The sequence below is a fragment of the Halorubrum ejinorense genome, from assembly GCF_055389685.1.
Map to the genome: position 1 here is coordinate 261,168 of NZ_AP043777.1, position 14,913 is coordinate 276,080.

At 66.5% G+C, this 14,913-nt stretch carries 11 protein-coding genes; 6 read left to right on the forward strand and 5 right to left on the reverse strand.

Translation table 11 applies throughout. The features are described 5' to 3' along the window. Positions 1-66: 66 nt before the first annotated feature. The 6 genes from ACZ5KW_RS02415 (at position 67) to ACZ5KW_RS02440 (ending at position 7,831) form a co-directional block, all read left to right on the forward strand. Positions 67-2,898 carry a DNA-directed DNA polymerase gene (locus ACZ5KW_RS02415; RefSeq protein WP_343779538.1) on the forward strand — a complete coding sequence of 944 codons (2,832 nt, stop codon included), beginning with the start codon at positions 67-69 and terminating at the stop codon, positions 2,896-2,898. A 145-nt stretch (positions 2,899-3,043) separates the two neighbouring features. Next, positions 3,044-3,967: an ABC transporter ATP-binding protein gene (locus tag ACZ5KW_RS02420; protein WP_343779541.1), complete on the forward strand. Its 924-nt coding sequence runs from the start codon at positions 3,044-3,046 to the stop codon at positions 3,965-3,967. 52 nt (positions 3,968-4,019) lie between these two features. Continuing rightward, on the forward strand, positions 4,020-5,450 hold the full coding sequence (gene sufB, locus ACZ5KW_RS02425; protein ID WP_343779542.1) for a Fe-S cluster assembly protein SufB: 1,431 nt from the start codon (positions 4,020-4,022) through the stop codon (positions 5,448-5,450). A 1-nt stretch (position 5,451) separates the two neighbouring features. Then, the gene (gene sufD, locus ACZ5KW_RS02430) at positions 5,452-6,684 is read left to right on the forward strand and encodes a Fe-S cluster assembly protein SufD (protein ID WP_343779544.1); all 1,233 of its coding nucleotides are present in this window, start codon (positions 5,452-5,454) and stop codon (positions 6,682-6,684) included. Between the two features lie 174 nt (positions 6,685-6,858). Further along, on the forward strand, positions 6,859-7,344 hold the full coding sequence (locus ACZ5KW_RS02435; protein ID WP_343779546.1) for a ferritin-like domain-containing protein: 486 nt from the start codon (positions 6,859-6,861) through the stop codon (positions 7,342-7,344). A 43-nt stretch (positions 7,345-7,387) separates the two neighbouring features. Beyond that, positions 7,388-7,831 carry a metal-dependent transcriptional regulator gene (locus tag ACZ5KW_RS02440; RefSeq protein WP_343779548.1) on the forward strand — a complete coding sequence of 148 codons (444 nt, stop codon included), beginning with the start codon at positions 7,388-7,390 and terminating at the stop codon, positions 7,829-7,831. A 62-nt stretch (positions 7,832-7,893) separates the two neighbouring features. Here ACZ5KW_RS02440 and prf1 read toward each other — a convergent pair whose 3' ends face one another. The 5 genes from prf1 to ACZ5KW_RS02465 form a co-directional block, all read right to left on the reverse strand. Then, complete coding sequence (gene prf1 / locus ACZ5KW_RS02445) at positions 7,894-9,144, reverse strand: peptide chain release factor aRF-1 (protein WP_343779550.1); 1,251 nt, start codon at positions 9,142-9,144, stop codon at positions 7,894-7,896. 427 nt (positions 9,145-9,571) lie between these two features. Next, positions 9,572-11,353, reverse strand: a complete 1,782-nt coding sequence (gene argS / locus ACZ5KW_RS02450; protein WP_343779552.1) for an arginine--tRNA ligase — start codon at positions 11,351-11,353, stop codon at positions 9,572-9,574. A gap of 55 nt (positions 11,354-11,408) precedes the next feature. Further along, positions 11,409-12,149 (reverse strand): deoxyribodipyrimidine photo-lyase, encoded by a 741-nt coding sequence (locus tag ACZ5KW_RS02455; protein WP_343779555.1) that lies wholly within the window; start codon positions 12,147-12,149, stop codon positions 11,409-11,411. A 56-nt stretch (positions 12,150-12,205) separates the two neighbouring features. Continuing rightward, entirely contained in the window at positions 12,206-13,141 is a 936-nt protein-coding gene (locus ACZ5KW_RS02460; protein ID WP_343779557.1) for an NAD-dependent epimerase/dehydratase family protein, read from the reverse strand. A gap of 90 nt (positions 13,142-13,231) precedes the next feature. Next, on the reverse strand, positions 13,232-14,842 hold the full coding sequence (locus tag ACZ5KW_RS02465; RefSeq protein ID WP_343779560.1) for an ABC transporter permease: 1,611 nt from the start codon (positions 14,840-14,842) through the stop codon (positions 13,232-13,234). Positions 14,843-14,913 lie beyond the last annotated feature (71 nt).

Here is a 14,913-nt window from a genome sequence, read left to right on the forward strand (position 1 = left end):
TGTGGCGGGAGTCCTCGCCGGACCCGAAAGCCGAGTTTTTTAGCCGGGTAACGCCGAAGGACGGGTATGACTCAGTCGGGGCTGTCGGACTTCTCGTCGGGCGGAGACGCGGGCGACGGAGCCGACGGCGGCACTGAAACCGAACGAGCGGACCTCGCCGCACAGGAGGCGGCCGTCGTCGCCGGCGGCGGACGCGGCCACGTCAGCGACGTCGTCGACGTGGACGAGGCGAAGTTCCCGGAGTCGACCGGGACCGTCGAGCTGATGATCACCCAGATCGACTACGCCGTCGAGGGGTACGGCAGCGACGAGTACCCGGTCGTTCACGTGTTCGGTCGGCGGCCGGCCGAGAACGTCGACGGGGACGCGGAACACGTCGACGGGGACGCCGACCACGACGCCGTCGAACACCTCCGCGTCCTCGGCGTCGAGCCGTACTTCTACGTCCCCACGGCCGACATCGACCGCGACCCCGTCGAGGAGTACGACGTGGTGATCGGGACCCGTGAGGAGGACCCGGACGGCGAACCGTACGAGAGCATCCGCGGCGAGCCGCTCACTCGGATCGTCACCCGCACACCCCGCGACGTGGGGTCCATCCGCGACGACTTCGCGACCAGCTTCGAGGCGGACATCCTCTTCCCGAACCGCTTTCTGATCGACAACGGGCTCAACGGCGGGATCCGCGTCGAGGAGCGTCGCCTCGACGACGAGGACGGGACCATTCAGGTCCACGAGGGGCACCTCGAACCCGCCGAGGTCGACGCCGACATGCGCGTGAACACCTTCGACATCGAAGTCGACGACCGACGCGGCTTCCCGGAGGACGGCGAGGAGCCGATCATCTGTCTCACCAGCCACGACTCCTACGACGACGAGTACGTCGTCTGGCTGTACGACGCTCCCGAAGCGGCGGTGCCGTCTCCCGAGGGCCTCCCGGACTACGAGGGTATCGTGGACGCCGAGGACGGCGGCGACACGCTCGACTTCGAGGTCCGCACCTTCGAGGAGGAGGCCGCGATGCTCGACGCGTTCATCGCGTACCTCGACGAGACCGACCCGGACCTGCTCACCGGGTGGAACTTCGAGGACTTCGACATGCCGTACGTCCTCGACCGAATGGAGGTGCTCGACGACGGCAGCCAGTACGACCTCGACGTCGACCGGCTCTCCCGCATCGGCGAGGTGTGGCGCTCCGGCTGGGGCGGCCCGGACGTGAAGGGACGGGTCGTGTTCGACCTGCTGTACGCCTACAAGCGGACGATGTTCACCGAGTTGGAGTCGTACCGCCTCGACGCGGTCGGGGAACGCGAGCTCGGCGTCGGCAAGGAGCGCTACACCGGCGACATCGGCGACCTCTGGGAGCAGGACCCCGAGCGCCTGCTGGAGTACAGCATCCGCGACGTGGAGCTGTGCGTCGAGATCGACCGGAAACAGGACGTGATCGCCTTCTGGGACGAGGTTCGAACCTTCGTCGGCTGTAAGATCGAGGACGCGCCGACTCCGGGCGACACCGTCGACATGTACGTCCTCCACAAGGCGTTCGGGAAGTTCGCGCTCCCGACGAAGGGCCAACAGGAGTCCGAGGACTTCGAGGGCGGCGCCGTCTTCGACCCGATCACGGGCGTCAAGGAGATGGTGACGGTCCAGGACCTGAAGAGCCTCTACCCGATGTGTATGGTGACGATCAACGCCGGCCCGGAGACGAAGGTCGACCCCGACGAGTACGACGGCGAGACGTACGTCGCGCCCAACGGGACCCACTTCCGGAAGCAGCCGGACGGGATCATGCGCGAGATGGTCGACGAACTGCTCTCCGAGCGCGAGGAGAAAAAGGCCCTCCGGAACGACCACGAGCCCGGCACCGAGCCGTACGAGCAGTACGACCGACAGCAGGCATCTGTCAAGGTTATTATGAATTCTCTGTACGGCGTGACGGGATGGGATCGGTTCCGTCTCTACGACAAAGAGGGCGCAGCGGCCGTCACAGCGACCGGTCGCGAGGTCATCGATTTCACGGAGGAGGCCGCAGAGGAGCTTAATTATCAGGTGGCTTATGGAGATACTGACAGCGTCATGTTATCTTTATCTGACATGTCGAAGGAGGAGGCGATCGAGACCTCCTTCGAGATCGAGGACCACATCAACGAGCGCTACGACGACTTCGCGCGCGACGAGCTGAACGCCGAATTCCATCGCTTCCAGATCGAGTTCGAGAAGCTCTACCGGCGCTTCTTCCAGGCGGGCAAGAAGAAGCGGTACGCGGGCCACATCGTCTGGAAGGAAGGGAAAGACGTCGACGACATCGACATCACCGGCTTCGAGTACAAGCGCTCGGACATCGCCGGTATCACGAAGGAGGTCCAGCAGAACGTCATCGAGACGATCGTCACGGGCGACGACATCGACGCGGACATGGAGGAGGTGAAAGCGTACCTCGTGGACGTCATCGCGCGGGTGCTCGACGGCGACGTCGACGTCGAGGACATCGGGATCCCGGGCGGTATCGGCAAGAAGCTCGACGCCTACGAGACTCCGACCGCGCAGGTCCGCGGGGCGAAGTACGCCAACCTGATGCTCGGGACGAACTTCGGGAGCGGATCGAAGCCGAAGCGGCTCTACTTAGAGAAAGTCCATCCGGACTTCTGGAAGCGGATGGAAGAGGAGGAGGGGCTCGACCCGCAGCGGGATCCCCTCTACGGGGAGTTCAAACGCGATCCGGACGTGATCTGTTTCGAGTACGCGGACCAGGTGCCGGCGGAGTTCGAAATCGACCGGGAGAAGATGCTGGACAAGACGCTGAAAGGACCGATAGAGCGCGTGATAGAGGCGCTCGGCATGTCGTGGGAGGAGGTCAAGACCGGCCAAGAGCAGACCGGTCTCGGGTCGTTCATGTGAGCGGCGGCGAGCGAGAAGCCCGCCTACTGAAAGCAGTTTTCGATCGGTAGAAAATTTCTTATTCGATTTGCGAGTTTTGAGGTGGAGATTCGTAACCGTTAACCCCAGTAACATACACTGTACACACACGAGGCACGAGACTACAATGGCAACTCTCGAAATCAACGACCTTCGGGCACGAGTGGCCGAAGAGGGCGGTGAACGCATCCTCCGCGGCGTCGACCTGACGGTCGAATCCGGGGACATCCACGCGCTGATGGGTCCGAACGGCTCCGGGAAATCGACGCTGGCGAAGGTGATCGCCGGCCATCCGGCCTACGAGGTGACCGACGGGTCGATCACGCTCCACCTCGAAGAGGCGGACGTCGAAGACATCGACGCCGACCTCGACGATGACGACTACAGCTGGGAGCTGCTCGAGCTCGAACCCAACGAGCGCGCCGCGCTCGGCATCTTCCTCGGGTTCCAGTACCCCGCCGAGATCGAGGGGGTTACCATGACGAACTTCCTCCGACAGGCGCTCAACGCGAAGGCGGACGAGCGGGAGGAGCTGTTCGAGGACGAAGACGAGGAGTCGGCCGAGGCCGACGATGACGACGAGGAGGGGTACGAGACCTCTCCGATGGAGGGGCCGGCGGACGACGGCGAAATCGGCGTCGCCGAGTTCCAGGAGATCCTCTCCGAGAAGATGGAGCTGCTCGACATGGACGAGAAGTTCATGCAGCGGTACCTCAACGCCGGCTTCTCCGGCGGCGAGAAGAAGCAGAACGAGGTCCTTCAGGCAGCAATGTTGGAGCCGAGCGTCGCCGTGCTCGACGAGATCGACTCCGGGCTCGACATCGACCGCCTTCAGGACGTCTCGAAGGGGATCAACGCGCTCCGCGACGAGCAGGGCACGGGTATCCTCCAGATCACCCACTACCAGCGCATCCTCGACTACGTCGAACCCGACCACGTCCACGTAATGCTCGACGGCGAAGTCGTCAAGAGCGGCGGCGCGGAACTCGCCGAGAAGCTCGAGGACGAGGGGTACGACTGGGTCCGCGAGGACGCCTTCGAGACGGCGTAACCGAATCCGGGCACGCGACACACGTAAACACGGAAATCCGTAACAACACACTATGAGCTCACAACAGGACGAACTGAAAGAGACAGACACTGAGGCCCGCTTCGAATTCAAGAAGGAGGAGAAGTCCGCCTTCAAAAGCGAAAAGGGCCTCACCGAGGAGACGGTCCGCGTCATCTCGGAGGACAAAGACGAGCCGGAGTGGATGTTGGAGCGCCGACTGCGCGCGCTCGAACAGTTCCAGCAGATGCCGATGCCGACCGACTGGCCCGGCCAGCCGGACCTGAGCGAGGTCGACGTCGACGAGATCATCCCGTACATCCGGCCGGACGTCGACGTCCGCGCCGGCGTCGACGACTGGACCGAACTCCCCGACGAGATCAAAGACACCTTCGACAAACTGGGCATCCCCGAGGCCGAGAAGAACGCGCTCTCCGGCGTCGGCGCCCAGTACGAGTCGGAAGTCGTCTACCAGAACATGCAGGAGCGCTGGGAGGAGAAGGGCGTCATCTTCTGTAACATGGACGAGGCGGTCCAAGAGCACGAGGAACTCGTCCGCGAGCACTTCATGACGAAGTGCGTCCCCCCGAGCGACAACAAGTTCGCGGCGCTTCACGGCGCCATCTGGTCCGGCGGCTCGTTCGTCTACGTCCCCGAAAACACCACCGTCGACATGCCGGTCCAGGCGTACTTCCGGATGAACTCCGAGGGAATGGGCCAGTTCGAGCACACGCTCATCATCGCCGAGGAGGGCTCGGAGGTCCACTACATCGAGGGCTGTTCCGCGCCGAAGTACTCGGCGTTCAACCTCCACTCGGGCGGCGTCGAGGTGTTCGTCGGCGAGGACGCCCACGTCCAGTACTCCACGGTGCAGAACTGGTCGAAGAACACGTACAACCTGAACACCAAGCGCGCCATCGCCGAGAAGGGCGGGCGCATGGAATGGATTTCGGGGTCGATGGGGTCGAAGGCGACGATGCTGTACCCGTCGACGATCCTGAAGGGCCGCGGCGCCTCCGACAACCACATCACCATCGCCTTCGCCGGCGAGGGCCAGGACATCGACACCGGCGCGAAGGTGTACCACAACGCGCCGGAGACGAAGTCCACCGTCGAGTCGAAGTCGATCGCGAAGGACGGCGGCCGCACCAACTACCGCGGCCTCGTCCACATCGCCGACGGCGCCGAGAACTCCTCGACCGCCGTGGAGTGTGACGCGCTGATGTTCGACAACGAGTCGACCTCGGACACGATGCCGTACATGGAGATCAACGAGTCGAAGGTCGACGTCGCCCACGAGGCGACCGTCGGGAAGATCGGCGACGAGGACGTCTTCTACCTCCAGTCGCGCGGCCTCGACGACGACGACGCGAAACAGATGATCGTCTCCGGGTTCATCGAGCCGATCACGGAGGAACTGCCGATCGAGTACGCCGTCGAGCTGAACCGGCTCGTCGAGCTGGAGATGGAAGGTTCGCTCGGATAACATGAGCACGCAAGCAATCGAGAGCCTCTCGGAGGACACGGTACGACGCATCGCCGACGAACGCGACGAGCCCGAGTGGCTCTTGGAGACCCGTCTGAACGCGCTCGCCGCGCTGGAGACCGCCGACCTGCCCGACGTCATCCAGACGCCGGGGCGCCGCTGGACGGACCTGGAGGCGCTGGACTTCGAGTCGCTCGTCGACCCGCTGAACCAGTCGGACGCGACGGAGCGGACGGCGGGCGACGACGAGGCGGTCGTCCTCCCGTTCACCGAGGCGCTCGAAGAGTACGGCGACGTCATCGAGGCCAACTTCGGCTCCGTGCTCGATCCCGAGCACAACTACCTCACGGCGCTGTCGGTCGCGCTGTTCACCACCGGCACGTTCGTCTACGTCCCCGAGGGCGTCGACGTCGAGGACGTGAAGGTGCGCGCGGAGATGAACTCCCGCTCGCTGTTCAGCCAGACGCTCGTCGTCGCCGAGGAGTCGTCGTCGGTGACGATCCTCGAATCGATCGAGTCGGGCGATAGCGAGGCCGCCGCCTCGGAAAGCGTCGACGGCGACCGGTACTTCTCGAACCTCGTCGAGGTCGTCGCGGGCGAGAACTCGAACGTCCAGTTCGGCTCGCTCCAGAACCTCGACTCGGACGCGTACACCTACTCGCTGAAGCGCGGCGTGACGGACACGTACGCGACGATCGACTGGATCGAGAGCAACTTCGGGTCGAAGCTCACCCGCTCCGACGTCGAGACCGAACTCAACGGCGACGGCTCCGAGAGCCAGATCGTCGGGACGTTCTTCGGCACCGACGACCAGCACTTCGACATCAACGCCCGCGTGTGGCACCAGGCCGAGCAGACGACGGCCGACCTCGTCACCCGCGGCGTGCTCGACGACGTGGCTCGCTCCGTCTACGAGGGCGTTCAGGACGTCGGGGAGGACGCGTGGAACACGTCCAGCTACCAGCGCGAGAACACGCTGATGCTGTCGGACGACGCCGAGGCCGACGCGTCGCCGAAGCTGATCATCCACAACCACGACACCGAGGCGTCGCACTCGGCCACGGTCGGCCAGGTCGACGCCGAGGACCTGTTCTACCTCGAGAGTCGGTCGATCGACTCGCTGACGGCCCGGAACATGCTCGTCGAGGGCTTTTTCGTGCCGGTATTAGAGGAGATCGCGGTCGACGAGTTCCGCGACGACGTCAAGGAACTCGTCTTCGAGCGGCTCCAGTAACCGCGCTTTCGGGCGCGGATCTCCGGTATTTTTCGGATAGTTCGTCGAGACGACGACCGAGCCGCGCAGCCCGGGACGCGGCCGCGTCCGGCGGGTGGGCGAGGGAACCGCTTAAGTCACAGAGGCGCTGAACTGTGTACGTATGCGAACGGGCGTATCGAGCCGGGGACGACGATGAGCGTCGGAACGCGCGTGGCGTCCGACGACCAGCTCGCGCGCCTCCTCCAGATCGGGATCGTGCTAGAGGAGGTCGTGGAAGCGCGGGCGCACCACCACTACCAGAGCCTCGACGCCGAACTCGACGAGGAGGTCGAAGCGCTGCTCGCGGACGCCGCCGACGAGTCCGCCGAACACCGCAAGCGATTGGAGGAACTCATCGACGGGCTCGGCGTCGACAGCGTCCCGTTCGACGAGATAGAGTCGCTCGTCGACGCTCGGTACGGTCGGACCCGGCCCGACGACTTCGACGGCGTGTTGTACGATCAACTGTGCAACGAGGAAACGGCGTACAAGTTCTACGACGACCTCATCGAGGCGATCGAGGGGTCCGACGCGGAGTTCTCGATCGACCGCGACGAGCTCGTGGCGACGCTCGAAGCGATCCGGAGCGAGGAGGCCGACGGGGTAAGCGAGGTCACGGCAGTCATGGAGCGACGATGAGTCGAGGGACCGAGTCGAGGACGACCGCCGACGGAGGAGCACCGTGAACACCGCAGACCAGTACCTCAAAACCATATACGTCGTACAGGAGCAGGAGGACGGCCCCGCCTCGACCGGCGCGATCGCCGACGCGCTGGACGTCAGCCCGGCGAGCGCGAACGAGATGATCGGCAAGCTCGAAGAGCGCGGTCTCGCGGAACACGAGAAGTACAAGGGCGTTCGCCTCACCGACGACGGCATCATCAGGGCCCGAGACGCGCTCCAGACCTACTGTATCATCGAGCGCTTCCTCGCGAACGTCCTCGCCGTCGAGGACTTCCGAGCCGAGGCCCGCGAGTTGGAGGCGGTCATCGACGACACGGTCGCGGAGCGGCTCGACACGATCATCGACCGACAGCCGGAGTGTCCGGACTGTTTCGACCCCGAGTCCGACGCCTGCGCGTGCCTGGAGATCGCGTCGACGCCGGTCGAACCGGAACAGCAGTGAGGGCTGTCACGGGAGACGTTTTCTCGCGAGGAAGCCGCTAATTCGAGAGACGGCGGTCCGCCTTAGACGCCGGTGGAGTACCGCAGGATGCCGGCGATCCCGCCGAACGCGTCGAGCAGCTGTTCGCCCTTCTCGAAGTCGGTGGAGATGAACCGGGTCTCGGTGCCGCGCTGTTCCGCGATGGCCATCAGGTGTTCGATGACGTCCTCGCGCTCGTCGACCGCGGCCTCCTCGCCGCACTCGCTACACTCGTGGTCGGGCGTCGAGTGGCGGGCGTCGACCACCTCGTACTCCTCGTGCTCGTTCGGACACTCGTAGACGACGACGTCCGAGCGGAGGTCCTCGGAGATGAGCAGGCGGTCAACGGAGCCCATGATCAGGTTCCGGCGGGTCTGCTCGAAGCCGTAGGTGGCCTCCTGACCGGTGTTGAGCTTCTCGAAGAACTCCTCCATGTCGTTTTTGTCCTGAACGATCTCCTGGTCGGCGAGCGCCTCCTGGCCCGCGTCGACGAGGTCTTTCAGCCCGGACTCGTCGGTGTAGGCGACGTCGAACTTGCCGAGCACCTTGTCTTGGAGCTCGTGGTGGAGGTAGTCGCCGTCGAGGAACTCGTCTTTCGTGGGCGAGGGACCGCCGACGAGGATGCCGTCGAGCTCGTGGCGCTTGTCGACGAACAGGTCGTTGGCCATCCCCGCGACCTCCTGGTAGAAGTTGTCGATGGCCTCTAGGCGCAGACGGGCGAACCGCTGGGCGGACTGGCCGCCCTTCCGCTGTTTGCCGGGGACGAGCGAGGAGGCGGACTTGACGGGCACGACGCGTTTCCCCTTCAGCCAGCCGACGTTCGCCTCGCGGCGGTCCAAGACGATGAGCCCGAACAGGCCGGAGTCTTCGAGCATGTGTTCGAGCGGCTCGGTGAGGAACTCCGAGTCGCAGTGGTACCGGAACGACTCGACCGGCTGGGGGGGCGACTCCAGCGTCCGGGTGACCATGTCGGTCTGGCCGCCGCCCGCGTCGATGGCGCCCGAGAAGATTACGATGCCGTTCTCCGGCGGGAAGGTGTCGTAGTAGCGCAGCCGGTCCTTGATTGACGTCAGCGCGTCTTGGACGGCGGTCCGGGTCTGCTTGGACTTGATGTTGGACGCCTCGCTGTGTTCCTGCGTGACGTGGGCCACCACGTCGGAGATCTGCCTGTCTTCGGGGATGTAGATGGTGACGAGCTGGGTGCCGGAGCCCTCGAAGTCTTTGAGTTCCTCGATGACCTTGCGGAACTCGTACTTCCGGCGGTCCGCGTTCGCCTCCTGTGCGTCGCTACTCATTGTCCGAGATACGGTCGCGTGCGTGTAAGTAATCTTTGACCTCTCGGCCGGCGCGTCGACACGGGCTCAAACGGATCGCTAAACGCGTGGGTATTTATAAACTGACGGCGGTGGCGCGTGCCTGTGAGTGGCCGCCTTCGGCGGCCGCGAGTCAGCACGCGCGAGGGACGCGGCGACCGGAGCGAAGCGGAGGGAGCCGCGAGGCTGGGGAGGCGTGAGGCTGCGGTGCTGTGCGGGGCGGGATTCGAAGGGGCAGCCGCGAGGCGGCCGTAGGCGACGCAAGCACTGGAACGAGGGAGCGAGCAGAGTGAGCGACCGAGTGAAGCGCACAGCGAGCGTACGGCCGCCTCGCGGCTGGGGCTTTAGAGGTGTTCGCCGCCGATCTTCGGTCAGCACCCGAGGAAGGCCGGACTCGACAGCGCCGATCCTACATCGACTCCGGCGCCTCGACGCCCAACACGTCGAGCGCGTTCGCCATGGTGTGTTTCGCGGCCGCGACGACCGCGAGACGCGCGTCGCGGAGGGCGTCGGTCTCGGCCGTGACCACGGGGCATTCGCGGTAGAAGGCGTTGTACGCGTCGGCGAACTCGCGGGTGAACGTCGCGACGGTGTGCGGCTCCAAGTCGTCCGCGGCGGCCTCGATCACCGCGGGGAAGCGCGCGACTTCCCGCAGGAGGTCGCGGGCGGCGTCGGTTTCGAGGACGCTCGCGTCCACGTCGACGGGGTCGTTCGGCTCGGGAACGTCGATCCCGGCGGCCGCGGCCTCACCCAGGATACCGGCACAGCGGGCGTGAACGTACTGGACGAACGGGGCCGACTGCGCCTCGAAGTCGAGCGCGTCCTCCCACTCGAAGGTGATCGCCTTCGCGGGCTGTTTCGAGACGATGTCGTACCGGACCGCACCGATCCCGACCTGATGCGCGATGCGTTCGACGTCCTCGTCGGTGAGGTCGTCGTCGCGGATACGGTCGTCCATCCGGGACTCGACGGCGTCGCGGGCGCGGTCGATGGCCTCGTCGAGCAGGTCGTCGAGCATCACGCCCGTCCCCTTCCGCGTCGACATCTTCCCGTCGGGGAGGTTGACGTACGAGTAGATGACGTGGCCGAGCCGGTCGGCGTCGTTGCCGAGCAGTTCGAGGGTCGCGTCGAGCTGGTCGGCCTGGAGCTTGTGGTCCTCGCCGAGGACGGTGACGGCGCGGTCGTAGGTGTCGAACTTCCACTCGTGGTGCGCCAGGTCGCGGGTGGTGTAGAGGCTCGTGTCGTCGGAACGCAGGAAGACGAGATTCTTGTCGATCCCCCACTCGTCGAGCTCCAGCTGCCAGGCGTCCTCCTCGTAGACCGCCTGCTCCGTCTCCTTGAGCCGCGCGGCGATGTCGTCGGTCGAGCCGTCGCGCATGAACCGCGTCTCCTTGACGAACTCGTCGAACTCGGCGGGGAGGCGGCCGAGACACTCCTTCATCCCGCCGAGAACGGTGTCGACGACCCCGCCGACCCGCTCGTAGGTCTCCTCGTCGCCGGCTTCGAGTCCCTGAAGGATGGACTGGATCTCCGCCTCCGCGGCCTCGACGTCGTCGGCGTCGGCCTCCTCGAGGAAGGAATTCCCCTTGCGGTAGTAGCGCACGAGGTCGTACTCGGCGCGGTCGCGGGCGGGGTCGGCGTCGAGGTCCGACTCGTCGAAGCGCTCGTAGGCCCACGTGAACACCGCCATCTGTCGGCCGGCGTCGTTGACGTAGTAGTGGCGGTCGACGTCGTAGCCGGCGTACTCCAAGAGGTTCGCCACCGCATCGCCGACGATGGGGTTCCGGGCGCGGCCGACGTGGACCGGACCGGTCGGATTCGCGCTCGTGTGCTCGACGACGACCGAGGTGTCCCTGTCGGGGAGCGCGCCGTATCCGGTGTCGCTCGCGGCCGCGTCGAGGGTGTCCGCGAGGTAGCGGTCGTTCGCGTGGAAGTTGACGTACGGGCCGGCGGTGTCGACGCTCGCGACGTAGTCGGCGTCGGCGACCGACACCGCCTCGGCGACCGTCGCCGCGACGTTCGGCGGCGCGTCGCCGACCGCGCCCGCGAGTCGGAAGGCGACGCTGGAGGCGAGCGTCGCGTCCATCTCCTCCGGCGGGCGTTCGATGCCGAGGTCGTCGGTCGGGAGGTCGAGGTCTGAAAGCGCCGCGGAAAGCGCCGACTCGACCTCCGACCGGAACTGCCTGAACATACCGTCCGTTCGACGGGCGGGTTAAAAGGGCCTTCCGAAGCGGCGCGCGAGGGGGTCAGTCGCCCGAAGCGAAGCGAAGGACGGTCGGCGCGGGCGGGGGTTCGAAGATGTTGAGCGAACCGGCACCGCGATACGAATGAGCCGCGGGGCGCAGTCGTTCACCGTATCGCGCTAACTGACGGCGTCTCCGCTCGTCGCACTGACGATAGGTCGTTCCGTTCGACAGGGCTCGTAGTCGGTTTCGAGCGGATTCGGTGCCGAACGTGAGCGGGGCGGAGTCGTACGCGTCCTCACCGAGGTCTTCGAGCCGTGGCACCGCTTCGTTCTCGATACGCAGTGCGTCCGGGGTGGCCAGACGAGCCGCCGGATCCGAAGGGGGCGTGGCGGACGGTGTCAGCTCGGTCGGCCGTCCGCTCGGAACGGACGCGTAGGCGACTCCGGCGCGAGTGAGGGCGCGCCGAACCGCACGGTCGCGCTGGCGGGCCAGTCGCGAGTGGTCCCTGTTCCACACGACCCGTTCAGCGCCGACGCTCTCGGCGATGTGACCGACGACGTCGGTCGGGTCTCCGCGCTGTATCACGAGGTCGCTCCCGCGGTCCCGGTACCAGTCTCGAAGCGCGCGCAGCGAGCCGAGCATGAACGCGACGCCCAACCCATTGGCACGCGACAAGATGGCGTCGTCCAGCACGAACGCCGAAACGACACGGGAGTCCGCTCGCTCGGCAGCGGTGAGGGCGGCCGAAAGCGCCGGATTCGGATGCGGCCGGAGGTTGCGACGGTGCCAATGCAGCTGCATGTATACACACAGGGGCGCTCGCGTAAGAAGGGTTATGGGGCGGTCGACGGAAGCCGCTACTCCACGATCTCGTCGATGAGCTCCCGCGCGCTCCGCCGCACGGCCTCGTCGCTCTCGATCGACGGCTCCCATCCGAGGGCGGACAGCTTCTCTATCGACAGGCGCATCTTGGGCACGTCGCCGGTCCAGCCGCGGTCGCCGCCGGTGTAGCTGTACTCGGGGTCGACGCCCAGCTCCTCGCTCACGATGTCGGCGATGTCGGTGACGGAAGTCGTCGTCCGCGTGCCGAGGTTGTAGACGTTGTACGCGTCGTCCGCGTGCTCGACGACGTGTTGGATGGCGTCGATACACTCCGAGACGTGCATGTACGACTTCTCCTGACGGCCGTCGCCGAGGATCTCCAGTTGCGTCGGGTCGGCGTCGAGCTTCTCGATGAAGTCGGGGATCACGTTCCCGCGCTGGCGCGGCCCGACGATGTTCGCGAACCGGAACACCCACGACTGGACGCCGTAGGAATGCGCGAACGTCGATATCAGCGCCTCGTCGGCGAGCTTCGCGGAGCCGTACACGGAGATCGGCTCCATGGGCGCGTAGTCCTCCGCCGTCGGCCGCGGCGCCTCGCCGTACACCGTCGACGAGGAGGTGAACGCGAACCGGTCGACGCCGACCTCGCGCATCCGCTCTAAGACGTTGTACGTCATCGCGGTGTTGTCCTCGAACAGCGCGCGGTCGTCGTCGTAGTTCGTGTCGGTGTACGCCGCGAAGTGGAAGACCACGTCGAGGTCGCCCGTGACCGCGCGAGCGACGTCGTCGGGGTCGGTCAGGTCCGCCTGAACGAACTCGACGTCGTCGGGCACCCGGTCGCGGGTTCCCTTCGAGAGGTCGTCGGCGACGCGGACGGTCCCGCCGCGGTCGAGCAGGCCGGCGGCGAGGTGGCTCCCGACGAGCCCGGCACCGCCCGTCACGAGGACCCGCGAATCTTCGAGGTTCATACCGGTTCGTCGGCGGTGTCGGATAAGTACGTGTGGGATCGGAACGGGGGATCGACGGCCCGCGAGCGGAGCGCCGCCCGCGGCGTCGCCTCACAGCCCCTCTTCGCCGCCCTCCTGCGCGAGGAGGACGACCATCGAGAGCCCGGAGATGAGGAGGAGGATGAGCGTCGGCACCACGGCGTACTGGTAGAGCGCGGTCGACTGCGCCCGCCAGATCTGCGTGACGATCGTGTCGAACCCGGTGGGTCGGAGCACCAGCGTTACCGGCAGCTCCTTCATGGTCGTGAGGAACACGAGCGCGGCCCCGGCGACGATGCCGGAGCGCGTGAGCGGGAACGTCACGCGCCTGAACGCGCCCGTCGGCGACTCGCCGAGGGTGCGGCCGGCCTCGACGAGCCGCCGGTCGACCTGGAGGATCGACGTCCGGGTCGACCCGACCGCCTGCGGGAGGAAGCGGACGACGTACGCGAAGATCAGCAGCGGCAGGGTCTGGTAGATCCACGGCGCGTACCCCGACCCGAAGTACACCAGCGCGAGCGCCAGCACGATGCCCGGCACCGCGAACCCGACGTACGTCGCCCGCTCGAAGACGACCGCGAGCGGGGAGTCGTGGTTCGCGGCGAAGTAGGCGATCGGGACCGCGGCGAGCGCGGCGACGACCGCCGCGGCCGCCGAGACCGATACCGAGTTCAGCACCTGTATCGGCTCGAACGCGAGCGAGGGCCGGCGGCCGGCCTCCGACCGGACCAGCCACAGTCCGAGGATCCACAGCGGAACGAGCAGCGCGAACGCGGAGACGCCGGCCGGGAGCAGCGTCGCCGGCCACCGAAGCCGCCCGAGCGACACGCGGTCTTCGGTCCGGCCCGCGTCGTCGCCGCTCGTCTCTCGGTCCGATCGCACGGCCCACTCCAACGCGAGCACGAGGACCACGACGACGAGGAGTTGGAGGGAGAGCAGCGCGGCGTAGTCGCTTCCGAACGCGTTGTACTCGACGTAGATCTGGCGGGTGAACACCGGGAGCCGCATGATCGACGGGGTACCGAAATCAGAGACCGCGTACAGCGCGGCGAGCAGCGATCCGGCGGCGATCGCGGGCCGAATGGTCGGGAGCGTCACCCGGCGGAACGCCGCGAGCCGCCCGTGGTTCAGCGTGCGGGCGGCCTCCAGGAGCGTCGTGTCGAACGACAGCAGCGCGGCCCGCGTCGTCAGGTAGACGTACGGGTACGTGTACAGCGTGATAACGAGGATCGACCCGGAGAGCCCGGATATTTCGGGAACGCGCTCGACGCCAAGCGGCGCGAGGACCTCGTGGAACTCCCCCTGCGGGCCGAACGCGGAGACAAACGAGAAGGCGCCGACGTAGCTCGGCACGACGAGGGGGAGGGCGGCCGCGATGGACCAGAAGCGGCGGAAAGGGAGGTCGGTCCGAGCCGTGAGGTACGCGAGGGGGACGCCGATCAGGATGGACGCGGCCGTGACGCCGCCCATCAACAGGAGGCTGTTGAGGAGGACGTCGGCGGTCCCGGCGCTGAAGAGGAGGTCCAGTGCTCGCTCGCGCTCGACGGCGACCGCCTCGATGACGAGCCACACCAGCGGAAACACGAGCGTGGCGGCGATCGCCGCGCAAAGCAGCGTGAGCCCGAGCGGGAGGTCGCCGTCGCCGTCGGTCAGGCGGTCGCGGAGCCGATGTCGCAGAGTCATCGTGGGGGAGAGGCGAGTTGTCGGGGGGAGGGCGCGGCCGGCGTTAGGGGTTCCGATCGCTCGGCGAGCGC